This window comes from Tannerella forsythia 92A2 (assembly GCF_000238215.1).
GTDB lineage: Bacteria > Bacteroidota > Bacteroidia > Bacteroidales > Tannerellaceae > Tannerella > Tannerella forsythia.
This window is the reverse complement of the sequence record NC_016610.1, coordinates 2,434,105-2,449,534: the sequence shown is the minus strand read 5'-3', so window position 1 is coordinate 2,449,534 and position 15,430 is coordinate 2,434,105. Positions and strand designations below refer to the sequence as shown.

At 45.4% G+C, this 15,430-nt stretch carries 13 protein-coding genes; 6 read left to right on the top strand and 7 right to left on the bottom strand.

Annotated elements, in window-relative coordinates:
* Nucleotides 1–4: 4 nt before the first annotated feature.
* Together BFO_RS09920 and BFO_RS09915 are read right to left on the bottom strand one after the other, a co-directional pair.
* Nucleotides 5–3,130: a SusC/RagA family TonB-linked outer membrane protein gene (locus BFO_RS09920; protein WP_014225582.1), complete on the bottom strand. Its 3,126-nt coding sequence runs from the start codon at nt 3,128–3,130 to the stop codon at nt 5–7.
* A 57-nt stretch (nt 3,131–3,187) separates the two neighbouring features.
* Nucleotides 3,188–4,405 (bottom strand): glycoside hydrolase family 88 protein, encoded by a 1,218-nt coding sequence (locus BFO_RS09915; RefSeq protein ID WP_014225581.1) that lies wholly within the window; start codon nt 4,403–4,405, stop codon nt 3,188–3,190.
* 375 nt (nt 4,406–4,780) lie between these two features.
* Here BFO_RS09915 and BFO_RS09910 point away from each other — a divergent pair, with 375 nt between their 5' ends.
* The 3 genes from BFO_RS09910 to BFO_RS09900 all read left to right on the top strand — a co-directional run bounded on the left by BFO_RS09910 (nt 4,781) and on the right by BFO_RS09900 (nt 7,327).
* A complete protein-coding gene (locus tag BFO_RS09910; protein WP_014225580.1) occupies nt 4,781–5,167 on the top strand; it encodes a diacylglycerol kinase family protein in 387 nt (128 codons plus the stop codon).
* A 149-nt stretch (nt 5,168–5,316) separates the two neighbouring features.
* Nucleotides 5,317–6,072 carry a tRNA threonylcarbamoyladenosine dehydratase gene (locus BFO_RS09905; RefSeq protein ID WP_014225579.1) on the top strand — a complete coding sequence of 252 codons (756 nt, stop codon included), beginning with the start codon at nt 5,317–5,319 and terminating at the stop codon, nt 6,070–6,072.
* Nucleotides 6,073–6,223: 151 nt separating this feature from the next.
* Nucleotides 6,224–7,327 carry a mechanosensitive ion channel family protein gene (locus tag BFO_RS09900; protein WP_014225578.1) on the top strand — a complete coding sequence of 368 codons (1,104 nt, stop codon included), beginning with the start codon at nt 6,224–6,226 and terminating at the stop codon, nt 7,325–7,327.
* A gap of 79 nt (nt 7,328–7,406) precedes the next feature.
* On the opposite strand, the gene BFO_RS09895 is transcribed toward BFO_RS09900, so the two are convergent.
* A complete protein-coding gene (locus BFO_RS09895) occupies nt 7,407–7,883 on the bottom strand; it encodes a Dps family protein (RefSeq protein ID WP_014225577.1) in 477 nt (158 codons plus the stop codon).
* A gap of 125 nt (nt 7,884–8,008) precedes the next feature.
* Between BFO_RS09895 and BFO_RS09890 the strand changes: the two genes are divergently transcribed.
* Nucleotides 8,009–8,953, top strand: coding sequence for a hydrogen peroxide-inducible genes activator (locus BFO_RS09890; RefSeq protein ID WP_014225576.1), 945 nt, complete (start codon nt 8,009–8,011; stop codon nt 8,951–8,953).
* Nucleotides 8,954–9,228: 275 nt separating this feature from the next.
* Complete coding sequence (gene rd, locus BFO_RS09885; RefSeq protein ID WP_014225575.1) at nt 9,229–9,390, top strand: rubredoxin; 162 nt, start codon at nt 9,229–9,231, stop codon at nt 9,388–9,390.
* Between the two features lie 220 nt (nt 9,391–9,610).
* Here rd and BFO_RS09880 read toward each other — a convergent pair whose 3' ends face one another.
* The 4 genes from BFO_RS09880 to tgt form a co-directional block, all read right to left on the bottom strand.
* Entirely contained in the window at nt 9,611–10,075 is a 465-nt protein-coding gene (locus tag BFO_RS09880; protein ID WP_041591285.1) for a C-GCAxxG-C-C family protein, read from the bottom strand.
* Between the two features lie 114 nt (nt 10,076–10,189).
* Nucleotides 10,190–11,950, bottom strand: a complete 1,761-nt coding sequence (locus BFO_RS09875; protein ID WP_014225573.1) for an ArnT family glycosyltransferase — start codon at nt 11,948–11,950, stop codon at nt 10,190–10,192.
* Nucleotides 11,951–12,033: 83 nt separating this feature from the next.
* The gene (locus BFO_RS09870) at nt 12,034–13,134 is read right to left on the bottom strand and encodes an LptF/LptG family permease (RefSeq protein WP_014225571.1); all 1,101 of its coding nucleotides are present in this window, start codon (nt 13,132–13,134) and stop codon (nt 12,034–12,036) included.
* Nucleotide 13,135: 1 nt separating this feature from the next.
* Nucleotides 13,136–14,266: a tRNA guanosine(34) transglycosylase Tgt gene (gene tgt, locus BFO_RS09865; RefSeq protein ID WP_014225570.1), complete on the bottom strand. Its 1,131-nt coding sequence runs from the start codon at nt 14,264–14,266 to the stop codon at nt 13,136–13,138.
* Nucleotides 14,267–14,507: 241 nt separating this feature from the next.
* On the opposite strand from tgt, the gene BFO_RS09860 reads away from it, so the two are divergent.
* Nucleotides 14,508–15,347 (top strand): class I SAM-dependent methyltransferase, encoded by an 840-nt coding sequence (locus BFO_RS09860; RefSeq protein ID WP_080561807.1) that lies wholly within the window; start codon nt 14,508–14,510, stop codon nt 15,345–15,347.
* Nucleotides 15,348–15,430: the final 83 nt, after the last annotated feature.

Genomic DNA, 15,430 nt, shown 5'->3' with positions numbered 1-15,430 from the left:
TGGATTAAAATGAGAGATTAATTCCGGCTACAGCTTGCTTCATCGAAGGATAATTCAAACCGGAAACTTCGGGATCGAATCCCTTGTATTTAGTAAATGTAAAGAAGTTCTCAAGACTGCCATAGAGACGTATACGCTCAATACGAACCTTTTGTGTCAGTGATTTAGGGAATGTATATCCGAGTTGGATATTGCGTATTTTCAGAAATGCTTTGTCTTCGAGATAGAAGTCACTGGCTATGGTATTCCTCCTGTCGGAATAGTCGAGCAGACGCGGATAGGTAGCATCCGTGCGCCCTTCATACCAGCGGCCGTCGGCTATGGCTTTATTGATTTGGTATCCTGTGCGGACTGTAGGAGTGTTATACGGCGAATGTTGCCAGTAAACTTTCACACCGGCCTGTCCTTGCAGAAGAACCGAGAAATCGATCCCCTTATAGGAAGCTCCCAGATTCAACCCGAAATGGTATTTGGGATTAGGTCCATCGCTTACGACGGTACGGTCTTTTTCATCGATTACCCCGTCGCCGTTGATATCTTTATAAAGCAAATCCCCTTTCTGAGGTCTTCCGTAAGCGGCAAACGGATTTACTTTTTTGCCGTTGACGACCGGCGCATTATCGATCATTTTCTGCACGAGTGCCAAGTCTTCATCCGTTTGGATGATGCGGTCGACCCGAAGCATATATTGAGCATTGATCGGCAAACCCTCTTTAATCATGTTCGTACCTGAGAGTGAATATTCTTTTCCTTTGAATTTGTCCACATTGTTCGTAATATGGGTAAAATTCACCTCGGCCGAATATGAGAAATCACCAATCCGATCACGCCATCCGAGCGTTATTTCGATACCCCTGTTTGTTACCTGTGCGCTGTTCTGTTTGGGAATGGAAACCGTTCCGTGTACTGCCGGCGCCGGCAAATTAATCAGAATATTTTTTGTTTTTTTATCGAAGTAATCAATCGTACCCGTCAATCGATTTCCGGCCAAACCGAAATCGATTCCGAAGTCGGTAACATAAGTCGATTCCCATGAGAGATCGGGGTTAGCAATCGCAGGTTGTGCCAAGGCGGTCATTGCTGTATTATTGAGCACATAACCTAATTTATGATTATGGAAAATATTGGAATAGGTCGATAAGGCATCGTAATTGCCTACCGAATTATTTCCGAGCGAACCGTACGAAGCGCGCAGTTTCAAGTTCGACAATCCTTTTTCCGTCAGAGGTGCCATAAACGCTTCCTGGTCGACACGCCAAGCTCCTGATACAGAAGGAAAATAACCTCGGCGTTTATTCTTTGCAAAGCGTGAAGAGGCATCGGTACGCAAGTTAATCTCAAGCAGGTACTTATTATCCCAATCAAGATTAAGTCGCCCGAAGTGCGAGTGCATCACCCACTCAGTGCGTGATCCGGACGATGACGATTCACCCACTGCGCCATCAATCACATCCAGATTCGGATCAATCAGGTTATAACGACGGGCGGAAAACTTCTTTTCCCGATATAATTCCTGGCTCGCACCTACCATTGCTTTCAGGTTCATCCGGCTGTCGAATAAAGATGTTTCGTAGTTTGCGACAAGGTCGTTGAAGAAACGTTCGATCTTATCACTTACGTTTGTGATGCTTGTTTTCCCTGCACCGGGCAATGTAACGGTATTATCGGTAAAGTTCCATCCATCAAGAAATACGGGTTTGCGATCCTGAAAAAGGTCTACAAATTCATACGAATACGAACCTGTAATCGTGAAACCTTTGAAGGGATTCAGTACGCCGAAAAAACGTGTACGCATATTGTTCTTGCGCGTATTTCCGGATACCGAATTAAGTCTCCGCAACGGATTGTTATTGGCCGATTGAGAAGCATCCTCAAGATTATTCATTGCTCCGTAACGGCCGTCGGGCGAGCGGAATACCATGCCCGGCGTCGTAGCGGACGTGTACGTAAAGACATCCTTAACAACAGAACCTGCCGCCGGTCCCATATTCGATACGTACCCGCTCAGCTGCATCCCTATTTTGAGCCATGATTTGAGGTTGGCATCCAGATTCAGACGTGCATTGTAACGGGTGAAACCTGCATTTTCCATGACCCCCGGATTGTCTAAATAACCGAAGGAGCCGTAATAGCGCATATTCTTAGAACCGCCGCTTACGGACAAGGTATGATTGGTAGAGACCGACGGGCGAAATGTTTCGTCTACCCAATCCGTATTCGGATATTTCAACGGATTGCGTCCGGCATCATCGCGCCATGCTTTGATTGATTTGTCGGAAAATACACGAGACTTACCCGAATTTTTCCAACCTTCGTTGACCAGTTCCATATAGTCTGCATAATTCGAAACGGGGGTCAGTGTCTTGCGGATCGACTCGGATGAAATATACCCGTTGTAATCGATCTTCACCACTCCTTCCTTTCCCTGCTTCGTTGTGATCAACACAACGCCATTGGCTGCCCGTGATCCGTAGATCGAAGCTGAGGCGGCATCTTTGAGTACGGACATCGACTCGATATCCTGCGGATTGACCGTGTTGATACCTGCCTCGACCCCGTCGATAATGATCAGTGGCGCTGAGGAGTTAAGCGTTCCCTGTCCGCGCACCAAAATGCCGGCATTGTCATCGCCCGGTTGATTTTTTCCGGAACGTACCGATACTCCGGCCACCATACCGGCCAGCGCATGAGAGGTGTTGGTGATTGGACGACTTTCAGTCAGTTCGTTCATGTTGATTGATGCAACCGACCCCGTCAGATTGACTTTCTTCTGCGTACCGTAGCCTACAACAACTACTTCGTCGAGCAGTTGATCATCCTCCGACAGGATAACATCGATGGTCGATCGCCCTTCGACTGCAATTTCCTGCGTTTTCGTACCGATGTAGCTGAACACTAACGTAGCTCCCGATGGTACATCCCTAAGTTCGTACCGACCGTCCATGTCGGTAATTGTACCTTGATTTACATTGCCTTTGACGATAACTGTTGCACCGATAACAGGCTCTTTCCGTGTGTCGGAAACCGAACCGCGTACCGTGATTCCGCTCTGAGCGAAAACATACAGAGGCAATAGTCCGATGCATGCAAGGATACATCTTCTCCAAAAATCGTTAACTGTTTTCTTCATGATTCATTTGAATGTTTTGTAATATGGTATTTCCTTTTCTAATTGTATGTGGATAAATTATTTCATGTTCTTTTTTCGAATCAGCGCCTCGAGAAAATAATAATCGGCATAGTTTAAAGGCACGTCGATTTCGTTATTGTGCGGGATGCTACCCACAGAGTGCATCAGCAGGAAATTTCCGTTCGTACCCACGATAGCCTTGTAAGAAGAGCTCGACAAAGAACGAATAATTTTGTCGGCCGTTACCCTGTAATCCGTCTTCCCGAACGATGCCAGTTCATACAGTGCCGAAGCCGTGATAGCGGCAGCCGATGCATCGCGCGGTTCGTTGGGGATACAAGGAGCATCATAGTCCCAATAAGGGACCAGGTCTTCCGGTAAATTCTTATGACGGAACATAAAACGATAGATTCTATCGGCCATTTCAAGATAACGCTGATCTCTTGTATAGCGATAGCAAACGGCATATCCGTAGATAGCCCATGCCTGCCCACGCGCCCACGACGACTCGTCGGCATAGCCCTGTGCAGTATATTTGCCGCGCACACCTCCTTGTTTTTTATCGTAATCGACTACATGATAACAGCTACCGTCTTCTCTGAAATGATTATCCATCGTTACATCGGCATGCGATACTGCTATTTTATAATATGCAGAATCTCCGGACAGCGCTGTAGCCTTAAAAAGCAACTCGAGGTTCATCATATTATCGATAATGACCGGACACATCCACCCGCGTTTACCTTGCCAGCCCCGGTCTTCATCCCAGCTCTGAATCACGCCGGCTGTCGGGCGAAACCGCGTCGCCAATGATTTGGCCGCTTCGATCAGCACCTCTTTGTATGCTTCGTTACCGGTGACCCGTAACGCATTTCCAAAGCTACTATTGATCATAAAACCCACATCATGATGCCATTTGAGATATTTTACCGAATCAAGGTCTTCCGTATATTTTACGCCTGTGACCTTCCAGCACTCCTCTCCGGTCAGATCATACATATAAAAAAGCGTACCGGGAAAGAATCCGCTTGTCCAATCGTCCTTCGAGATGTATTGTACTTTCCCGTTGTGAACGGTTCTGGGATTAAGTATCCGTCCGGATTCCTCGATCAACCGTACTTGGAATCCGATTTGTTGCATAGCTGTTCGTATGACCGACGAAACAGAATCTTCTTCCGAACATATCTCCGTATTCCGCAAAGTCGTCTCTTTCGGACTACAACCGAAAAAAACGAGAAACAGAAACGCCGAAATCAAAAAAACGTTTACTTTCATGAAGTATCTTCTCTTATTATTTTATTAGATGTGTTCTTAAATTATATCATGATTTGCGGGACAAATATAGGAGCCGAAAAGAATGCAAAGGGGGTAAAATCGTACATTAGACACCTCTTTTCGTACGGAAATGTGTAAAACAGGGAAGTACGCTTCATCTCTATTACATCGAAAACCGGATAGTTCGTTTGGACTGCAAAACTTCGGAGTATTCTGCAACCTTAGGATGAATAAGCACCTACAAGAGCCCTTAAAAGTATTACCTTTCACGGACTCTTCGACAAAAAAGTTTGTAAATTTGGATATTAAACGAAAGTCACACACATCGGGATGAAATATAATGGTACGTTCGGAATTTTACCCTACCTTTGAAGCATGATTCAAGAGAAGAAAAAATTTTCTATCCGGCGTTTATTCCGGAGTTTCAGCTATGCCGTACGGGGGGTCCGTCAAGTGATTTGTGCAGAACAAAACGCACGAGTACACATTTGTGCACTCATATGCGTCGTTGTAGCAGGGATGTATTTCCGGCTATCGTCGACGGAATGGATCGCTGTTGTCCTTGCAGCCGGCGGAGTATTTGCAGGAGAGACGTTCAACACGGCCATTGAAGAATTATCAGATGCCGTATCCCCTCAATATGACAAACGTATCAAACGAGTAAAAGACTTTTCGGCCGGCGCCGTACTGATCATGGCTATCACAGCAGCTATCGTTGGTCTGGTGATTTTTATCCCTAAAATTGTCGAGCGATGTTACTAAAATCCTATTAATAAAAATTGATTCATCATAAATACACAAGTGCTCAACATTCATTCTATCCATGCAGCCAAGCAGTCAAAGCGCATATATAAACGTGTTCTTTTGTTTTATCCTTATCTTTGCGCCGGAGTTATTTGGACCATGTAGAGATGTCGGGGAAAACAAACTTTGAACGTACCGAGTTATTGATCGGTGCGGATGCGATGCGGTACATGAATGCCGCACGAGTGATCTTGCTGGGGGTTGGAGGAGTAGGTAGCTGGTGTGCCGAAAGTCTGATACGCAGCGGCATCTATCACTTGACCCTTGTCGATTCCGACTGCGTAAGCGGAACAAATATCAACCGTCAACTTCCAGCCACGACGCTTACCGTAGGGGAAGCCAAAGTAAATGTGCTGAAAAAACGTCTTCTCGAGATCAATCCGGAGGCAGAAATTACAGCTATTCAAGGGAGATATAATGCCCATACCTCCGCCTCTTTTCATCTCGATTCCTACGACTACATCCTCGACGCCATAGACAGTTTGGAAGAAAAAACGCACCTGATACGGACAGCGACGCACACGGATGCCGTATTCTTTTCCAGCATGGGGGCAGCCTTAAAGATGGACCCGTCGCGTATCCGTACGGCGGAATTTTGGAAAGTACAAGGATGTCCATTGGCTGCAGCCTTGCGCCGGAAATTGAAAAAAGGTCAATTGCCCGAAAAGAAATTCGTCTGTGTCTTTAGTGACGAAGTTCTCAACAACCGGGACTTTCTTCCCGACAGAGCCACCTCATTGCCGGAAGGGGATACACAAAGAGCACGTATCAACGGTACATTGGCACACATCACAGCGATATTTGGATTCACCTTGTCAAGCCTCGTTATCAACGATATATACACATCCGTCAACAATGGGTAGGACTTCTATTCCACTGTTTCTCTCATCCGATGAATTGACGGTTAGTCTTGGTATTTTTCATTCTTTTGTATCTTTGCATGCAACAAAGATGAGCTTATAAACAGATTACATTCTTCAACAATAGAATTTTACAAATCATAAAAAAAACACCATGATGTTGGATACACTTTACTACGGCAACTCAGTGCAGGACTGGGGAATATCTCTACTTGTTATTATTGGCGCTCTTCTTACTAATAAGTTCATTTCTATGATCATCAAGAAGATCATCCGAAAAGTTACCGCTAAGAGTCGTACACGCCTTGACGATATACTGATCACTGCCTTTGAAAAACCTGTTTACATGGGCATCATACTATTTGCGATATGGATATCCCTTGATCGTCTGACATTGGGTGATACATTTCATAAAACGCTCAAAAATGTCTATGAAGTATTAATCACGCTCAACGTAACGTGGTTCTTTGCCCGGCTCTTCACAGGATTACTTGAAGAAAATCTGGGAGACAAAAAGAATGATGGACGAAAAAGCCCCTTTAACATCGACCGGAAGCTCCTCCCCGTCATCAAACGCGGAGTACTTATTTTCGTTTGGTTTATCGGTGGAATGATCGGACTGCACAATATCGGTGTAACCGTAACCACCTTGATCGGAACGTTGGGGATCGGAGGGATTGCTTTTGCACTCGCTGCACAGGATACGATCAAAAATATCTTCGGCGGAATTACCATTTTTACCGACAAAACGTTCCAAATCGGCGATGTGATCAGTTTCGATCAGATGGAAGGCACCGTTGTCGATATCGGATTAAGAAGTACACGACTTGAGACGTATGACAAGCGGATCGTCATTATCCCGAACTACAAATTGATTGATGCCTTAATCACCAATATCTCTTCAGAGCCTGCGCGGCGTATTGTCATGGAGATCGGACTGACGTATGATACTACACCCGAAAAGATGCAGAAAGCCGTCAAAATTTTACGAAAGATTCCTCATAAGGTGCCGGATGTGGAAGAAAACGGTCTAAATGTGGCATTCGCGAATTTTGCAGATTCGTCGCTTGTGATCCGTTTCGTTTATTTCATTCGCAAGGGAGCGGATATTTTCGGGACACGCTCGACCGTCAATTTCGAGATACTTCGTTCGTTTAACGAGGAGGGCCTGAACTTCGCCTTCCCCTCCAGAACCCTCTATATCGAAAATCATACCGAAACGCCGGAGGTCAAAGCGTTAATAAACGAGCAACACTGATGCTATAAAAGACAAGAAGATGTGTCATAACGATATGTTTCGACACACCTTCTTTATTGCTCTCAGTAAGCGATCTATATTACGCCATATAAGCCGTCAACTTCCACAAGCGCGCTTCAATAGCAGCAAGATGCTTACTGGCCAATGCAACCGTACCGTAATCGTCGGCTTCAGTCGCCAATTTAACAAGGTTCCGGTATTTCTCGCGCAAGGTCTTCATCGAATCAAGTACCTGGTTGACTCCTTTTTCCCAATCCGATACATGATGCGTCTCTTTAATATCCGACTGTTTCAGATACTCCGAGAAGCGGTTTTCAGGATGGCCGCCCAACATGGCAATGCGCTCTGCTACCTGATCGATGGCCGCTGCTTCTTCATTGTAATATTCTTCATACAGCTCGTGCAGTTCGAAGAACTTATCTCCTGCGATATCCCAATGCAATCCTCTCAGATTCGCATAATACACTTGACGGTTGGCAAGTACATCGTTCAATCCGTTAATCATCGATTGTACGGCACTGTTCACTTCTTTACCTGTCTTTTTTTTCGCATTCATATTCTAACTGTTTTTTATGTGTTTGTTAATAATCTTATTTGCATGCAAAGATACAATTATAAATTCCTTTTGTCAAATTGATAATTTCTATCTTTGCATCAATTTTATCAATAAATGGTACAGAGATGACGATTCAGCAGTTAGAATATATTATTGCCGTCGATAATTACCGGCATTTTGCCAAAGCGGCAGAAGCTTGTCGGGTGACACAACCGACCTTGAGCATGATGATTCAGAAGTTGGAAGATGAGCTGGAAGTCAAAATTTTCGATCGGATGACACAGCCCGTCCAACCTACAGCTATCGGAGAAAAAATCATCCATCAGGCGCGAGGGTCCGTATATCAATTCAATCAGATTAAGGAACTTGTTTACAACGAAAAAGATGTTCTGAAAGGAGATTTTAAAATGGGGATTATTCCCACTATCGCTTCTTATCTGGTTCCGGAACTTCTCAAGAGAGTCCGTGAATCGGATACGGGAATCAATCTCATGATGGAAGAAGTGTCTACCTCAGCGATGATCGAAAATATACTGTGCGACCGGATAGACGGAGGATTGGCCGTTACTCCTTTGAATCATCCTTTACTGATCGAAAAACCCATCTATTACGAAAAATTTTACGCTTATGTATCACCGGGAGAACCTCTTTTTCACAGTAACGAAATCGACCTGAAAGAGATCGACATTCATAAGGTATGGTTGCTTAATAACATTCATTGTCTACGCGGACAGGCAGAAACGCTCTGTAAAAAGAAAAGAGAAAACGAACCATCTCCAACGGTCAGCTATGAATCAGGAAGTTTGGATACGCTGATGAACATTGTAGATTATAATGGAGGCCTGACGATTATACCTGAAATGACCGCCATGGGACTGCCCGAAGAAAAGCAAGGTAATCTTCGCAAGATCAAGGGGGACACTTCGGTAAGAGAAATCAGCCTGATTGTCAGCCGTGATTTTGTTCGCCGGAAAATGGCAGAAGCTATTGTAAACATGGTTAAGAAATCAGTCCCTCTATCGATGCAAAACCCTGAACTTAGCCGTCATACGATTAAGGTAGACCTCTGAAGCAACGCTGTATTTTATACTTGAAAAAAGAATACGCCATAAGGGTCCGGAAACCATGCTTATTTCCCTGATATAAAGGAACAGCTGACGAGTAGAAAACATTAAAGGTTTATAAAACCCTCATTTGCAATTTGTAAAAAAAGACAGATTAAAAATCCTGTTTTTTGATTTGTAAAAAACGCAATAAACACAAAAAAAATCACCACGAACAATTATCAATGTAAAAATAAAAAAACACTATATTTGTCCGCCTAATTTTTTTTAAATAATAACGTATGAAAAAGTATAGATGCATCGTATGTGATTACATTTACGATCCGGTAGAAGGAGATCCGGATGGAGGTATTGATCCGGGAACAGCGTTCGAAGATATTCCGGACGATTGGGTTTGCCCTTTGTGTGGCGTTGGCAAAGATGATTTTGAACCGGTCGAATAAACAATCCGGCCTGCACGAGTCCAAAGGATAAAATCAATCGTAAAATCAGGATGAGGAGGATATCCGTATTCGTCATTACGAACGAAACTCCCCTCCTGATTTCATTTTTTTCTACGATTTCCCTATTTTCCTGATACGTTTAAGGCATCACACAGGTTCTACAAAAGCAAACCTCTATCAATCGAAACTCTTCCTGTTTACTTCATAAGATACTAATGCCTCAAGAACGTTCCAGAAGTTTTTCGCCCACAAGGCGAGCCGCTGTAGCGACATATTCCACACATGGGCGTCTCCTGATCGATTCGGATGTATTCTCGGAGGGAGCAGGTTTTTCCTGTTCCTCCACTACGAGTAGTTCCCGACACAAGATAGAACCGTTTATCTGACGAAACCGCTCTGCTAACTCCTGCACCAGTGCATAATTTTTCTTCTTGCCCTCTTTGTCCGACGGGTCGGCTGCCGGTTCCATAAACCCTGCCATCATAGCCATACTGCTGACGGTACCACATACTTCGCGCATCTTTCCGATCCCTCCACCAAACGGGGCAACTATAGTGGCTGCAAATGAAGGTTCTATCCCCCATATATCCGCGTAGGCCAACAATACGGACTGCGCACAATTATACCCCTCCGAAAATAAAAGACGTGCCTTTTGTACACGTTCCTCGACATTGATTGGTTTCATATTCTTTTCTTTTACAACAACACACAAGTATACTGTATACTCGACAAAGATACGAAAAATGATTTGTCCGCAGACTTTTCATCGAAAAATGATAACAGTCCGTTTATCTCAGGATCACTTTCTCGCAAAACGCGACAACACCACCCGTGCTTTTACGTCGGCCAGAATACGACCGGATGTACGTAATTCTTCAAAGGTATATACTCCGGCATAACGCTCGAGAATTTTAGGATAGTCCCTCTCATCGGCTAAGAAATAGCCCGTCTGAGGTTGCTCTGTTTCAAAATTATGAAAGCAGTTACCAAGATAAAAGTTCAAACCATACAAGTTCGTATAATGACGAAGGTTATTCATAACAAAAACATTATCCTTATTCAGCGGATATGCGCCACGGATTTCTTGGGCAAAAGCACGCGAGGAGTTCTCGTTTCGGATTCCGCGCATCACGATGCCGTCGATAAAGAGATGAACACAGAAGATCAAAAAGATAGAGGCATACAACATCTTGATGTTGATCTTCTTAAATAGTTGGTAATAACTTATCAATAAGGCAGTCAGCAGCAGTACCAGCACGATGATGGTCGAGACTGAGGGATGGAAAGCCTGTCCGACCGCTTCGATGGTCTGTAAGACAGAAACTCCTGATGTATACTGGCTTGCCAACGCTGCAAGGTCTACTGTTCCTGTCATACTAAGCAGGGCCGTAACGAAAGCCACAGACGCCACAGCTGTTAAGACGCCGGCAAAGACACGGGTCAGCTTCGAACGATGCTCCGTCAGATATAGAATAGCTTGCGACATAAACAACGCGATAAACGGATAAGCCGGCATCAGGTAAACACTCCGCTTGCTACTTGGTAACATGTAGAAGAACACGATACAAACAGAAGCCACCAGACTGAACAAGCGTATTTTATCGAGTGACAAAATCGTGTTCCATGCGTTTCTGACCCATCTTCCGAAACTTCCCTGCGGCTTACGCCAACTCACCCCGAAAAGAGAGAAAAAGAGCAACAAGGTCCACGGCATAAAACCGGCAGCTAACGTAACGAAGTTGTACCAGAACCCTTCCTTATGTCCCAGATCATACGATATATTAGCCTCGCTTAAATGAAAAAAACGTCCGAAGTTTTCGGCCAGCACAACGTTTAAAAAATCATTGCCCCCCTGCTTCCACGCTTCAATATACCAGAGCATGGGAATAAACAACGACGATACGCCCGTATAAAGCAGCGTCTTGAATATACGAAGCAAACTGTACTTCTGCAACATCAGCAGATAGACGCCAAAGACGAACAGGGGTAAAATGATACCGACCGGTCCCTTCGTGAGCACAGCCCCACTGAACAGTAACGGAACCCCCACAGGCAATCCTTTCAGGGATAGTTTTTCCTCCCATCGGTACATTTGTATCAGTCCGGCCACCATGAACGTGGTCAGCACCATATCGACACGCGCCGTCATCCCCGCGCGATGAATCTCGACACAGGTAAACAGCAAACAAACGGCGATGAATGCTTCTTGAAAACGCATACGACGACCGAAGAAGATCAGTACGATGGCCATCAGTGCCGTATAAGCTATCGCCGAAGGCAAGCGGGCTGTCAGCTCATTCACATAGCCTTGCGGCAATGAGCAGGCTGCCATGAGCCAATGCGCCATCGGCGGTTTATAGGCAAACTCATCGGCGTAAACGGTCGGCAGTGTCCAGTTACCCGTTTCGAGCATTGACACGGCCACGGCAGCTTCGCGCGGTTCGCCTTTAGTCGAAAAATCGCCCGTCGCAATCCACGGGAGGATCGAGAACAGACAGACGAATATCACCGTACTTACCGGTTTCTGAAGGTAAAGATATTGAAGAGCAGACGTGCGCATAAATTTTCTTCTTTATTGTTTTTGTATCCGACGAAGAATACGAATACAAAAGAACGATTTTTTTTGCAAACCGCAAAGCACGTTCATCGCGGCGCCTTCCGGTAAAGAAAAATCGTAATAAACAAATAGAGGATATTGGGTATCCAGACAGCCACCATCGGACTGACATACCCACTGATGGCAAAAGTCGATGTAATTTTGGAGAACAGGATATACGAAAAACTCAAGGCGAACCCAATCCCGATATTCAGTCCCATTCCTCCCTTCATCTTACGTGAAGAGAGTGAAGCACCGATAAGAGTCAGGATAAAAAACGACATGATTGTTGCAATCCGCAGATGATATTCGATTTCAAAAAGCTGGATATTGGCGAGACGCCTTTCTTTCTGCCGTTTAATGTGCCGTGCCAATTGGGGCATTGTCATCGTTTCACAGTCACTTTCGGAAACAAGAAAATCGGAAGGCATAAAAGTCAAGGTCGTATCTTTCCGCGTACCGGCCGAGATTCTTTCGCGCATCCCGTCAAAGTCACGAATCACATAATCGATGATCGTCCATGTGTACAGCGAATCGTATTTGATGGACTGGGCCGTCAGCCTTGATGCTAATTCCTTGTCTTTAAATTTGTCTATCGAAAATCGATACCCCATGGAAGAGGAAGCGTCGTAGCGATCGAAATAAGCAAAGACATCCGGTTCAATCTCGAGCTGGATATTCCTTGCCGACGATACTTTCTTATCCCTGATGTGCGTGTTCTGAAAGTCGATACGGATAACGTTGGCCGGAGGAATGATATAGGCGTTCAGCACATAATTGGCCGATGCAATGATGGTTGCCGAGATCAGATACGGGCGCATCAGTCTGCGAAAGCTGATGCCGCTGGCGAGCATGGCGATGATTTCAGACCTGTCGGCCAGTTGTGAGGTAAAGAAGATCACAGTGATAAATGTGAATAGCGGACTGAAGATACTGATAAAATAAGGAATGAAATTCAGGTAATAATCGAAAATGATTCCGTGTGTCGTAGCCGTAGCGTTAGGCCCGATGAAATGATCGATTTTTTCGTTGAAATCAAAGACAACGGTAATAGCAATCACTAACAGAATAGTGAAGATATAAGTACCCAGAAATTTCCGGATGATATACCGATCAATCCTTGTCAGTCTGAAACCGTCTTTCCGCATTTCAGATTCGTTGCGATAATGGTCCGATCATGCTGTTCTTCCACGTCGTGAAATCGCCCGCGATGATATGCCGCCGCGCCTCTCGAACCAGCCACAGGTAAAACGCGAGGTTATGGACGGAAGCGATCTGGAGCGCCAGCAGCTCATCCGCTTTGAACAGATGATGCAGGTAAGCACGGCTGTAAAGCGTATCGACATACGAATGCGCATCCGGATCGATCGGCGAAAAATCGTCGGCCCATTTGCGGTTGCGCATGTTCATCGTACCGAATCGAGTGAAGAGTTGACCGTTACGCCCGTTGCGTGTCGGCATGATACAGTCGAACATATCCACGCCCCGTTCGATGGCTTCGAGCAGGTTCACCGGCGTACCGACTCCCATCAGGTAGCGCGGCTTGTCTTTCGGCAGAATGCCGTTGACCAGTTCGACCATTTCGTACATTTTCTCTGTCGGTTCACCTACCGCCAGTCCGCCGATCGCGTTCCCATCGGCTCCGATTGCAGCTACGTTTTCGGCTGCCCGTGTGCGCAAATCGGGATAGACACACCCCTGTACAATGGGGAAAAGACATTGGCCGTATCCGTATTTCGGTTCCGTTTCGTTAAACCGTTTCACACAGCGTTTCAGCCACTGTTCAGTCAGATCGAGCGATTTCTCGGCATATCCGTAGTCGGCATCTCCCGGACAACATTCATCGAAAGCCATCATGATATCCGCTCCGATGGTACGTTCAATATCCATCACTCTTTCGGGCGAAAAAAAATGCTTGCTACCATCGATATGAGAGCGAAACTCAGCCCCTTCGGAAGTCAGCTTCCGGTTTTCGGCCAGCGAAAACACCTGAAAACCGCCGCTATCCGTAAGAATGGGGCGATTCCAACCGTTAAATTTATGCAATCCCCCCGCCTTCTCGAGGATATCAAGTCCCGGGCGGAGGTAGAGATGATACGTATTACCCAGAATAATCTGTGCACGGATGTCCTGCTCCAGTTCGGGAATATGGACGGCTTTGACCGTGCCTTGCGTTCCGACGGGCATAAAGATGGGTGTTTCGATGATCCCGTGATCGGTCGTCATTACTCCGGCACGCGCCTGCGACTGCGAGTCTGTTTGTACGAGCTCGAATTTCATGCGGCAAAGTTACATGATAATTTTAATCGAACAAAACAGCAACCGGACGACGCCAAAGATGACTTGCATGAAGATATCACTTAAACGTTATCACCCTTAAGAGCGAATGATGGCTGCATCAACACACCTTCCGGCCGCAGGCAGTTCATGAATTGCCTGCTTCCTCACCCTGTCTGTTTGCGAGATTAACCCGTAATCATTAGCTTTGCCGCCGCATATCCAAAATATAACGGTTAAAAATATGAGCACACATGCTATCCTGCGATGGTTTTATTATCGAATCCCACCGCGCGGTCGATTGGTTTTAAGACGATTGTATTATCTCCCGGGCGACTTGTTTGCCCAACGGGATGCTATGATACCTCCCAAAGGCATGATTTTTATCGGCAGCGGTGACTTTGTCGAACAGGGAAAACTCCAGCGGGAAACCGTTCTTCGGCACACCGGCATTCAACCTGATGCGGCCGTGCTCGATGTCGGCAGCGGTATCGGCCGGTTAGCCGTCGCCATGACAGACTATCTGAACGCCGACGGCCGATTCGAAGGGTTTGATCTTGTGAAAAAAGGGGTGAACTGGTGCCGGAAGCATATTACCCCGAGGTATCCGAATTTTATCTTCAAGCATGTCGATTTAAAGAACGACTTATACAACCTGAGCACAGAGACAAGCGCTAAAGATTTCATTTTTCCGTATGAAAGCAGTCAGTTTGATGTCGTGACCCTCTTCTCTGTTTTCTCCCATATGATTCCGGAAGACATTAACAACTATTTATCGGAGATTTACCGTGTCCTGAAAAAGGGAGGCTACTGCGTGGCAACTTTTTTTATTCTGGACGAAGAAGCCAAACAGAATATAGAGGCCGGACGTACCGGCGAATTTTCTTTCAAATACCGGCATGACGGATATGCGTTCCTCGACGAAAAAGTAAAAGAGGCCAACGTAGCATACGATCTGGAATTTTTATCGTCGATGATTACCGACAGTCAATTACAGATGGTTTGTATGGAACCCGGTCGATGGAGTAATCCGCACCGTAAGACCGACCAGTTTCAAGACTTGATTATTTTACAAAAAACGTAAAAACACGTCCTTCGGAGAAAGCGGTCGCACTGTTTTCATCATTATTCCATTTATATTTTTTTACTCTATAAAAGTCGACAAAT

Excerpts from the sequence above, each read along its gene's own strand:
- BFO_RS09920 (WP_014225582.1), bottom strand. The coding sequence starts at position 3,130 with ATGAAGAAAACAGTTAACGATTTTTGGAGAAGATGTATCCTTGCATGC.
- BFO_RS09915 (WP_014225581.1), bottom strand. The coding sequence starts at position 4,405 with ATGAAAGTAAACGTTTTTTTGATTTCGGCGTTTCTGTTTCTCGTTTTT.
- BFO_RS09910 (WP_014225580.1), top strand. The coding sequence starts at position 4,781 with ATGATTCAAGAGAAGAAAAAATTTTCTATCCGGCGTTTATTCCGGAGT.
- BFO_RS09905 (WP_014225579.1), top strand. The coding sequence starts at position 5,317 with ATGTCGGGGAAAACAAACTTTGAACGTACCGAGTTATTGATCGGTGCG.
- BFO_RS09900 (WP_014225578.1), top strand. The coding sequence starts at position 6,224 with ATGATGTTGGATACACTTTACTACGGCAACTCAGTGCAGGACTGGGGA.
- BFO_RS09895 (WP_014225577.1), bottom strand. The coding sequence starts at position 7,883 with ATGAATGCGAAAAAAAAGACAGGTAAAGAAGTGAACAGTGCCGTACAA.
- BFO_RS09890 (WP_014225576.1), top strand. The coding sequence starts at position 8,009 with ATGACGATTCAGCAGTTAGAATATATTATTGCCGTCGATAATTACCGG.
- rd (WP_014225575.1), top strand. The coding sequence starts at position 9,229 with ATGAAAAAGTATAGATGCATCGTATGTGATTACATTTACGATCCGGTA.
- BFO_RS09880 (WP_041591285.1), bottom strand. The coding sequence starts at position 10,075 with ATGAAACCAATCAATGTCGAGGAACGTGTACAAAAGGCACGTCTTTTA.
- BFO_RS09875 (WP_014225573.1), bottom strand. The coding sequence starts at position 11,950 with ATGCGCACGTCTGCTCTTCAATATCTTTACCTTCAGAAACCGGTAAGT.
- BFO_RS09870 (WP_014225571.1), bottom strand. The coding sequence starts at position 13,134 with ATGCGGAAAGACGGTTTCAGACTGACAAGGATTGATCGGTATATCATC.
- tgt (WP_014225570.1), bottom strand. The coding sequence starts at position 14,266 with ATGAAATTCGAGCTCGTACAAACAGACTCGCAGTCGCAGGCGCGTGCC.
- BFO_RS09860 (WP_080561807.1), top strand. The coding sequence starts at position 14,508 with ATGAGCACACATGCTATCCTGCGATGGTTTTATTATCGAATCCCACCG.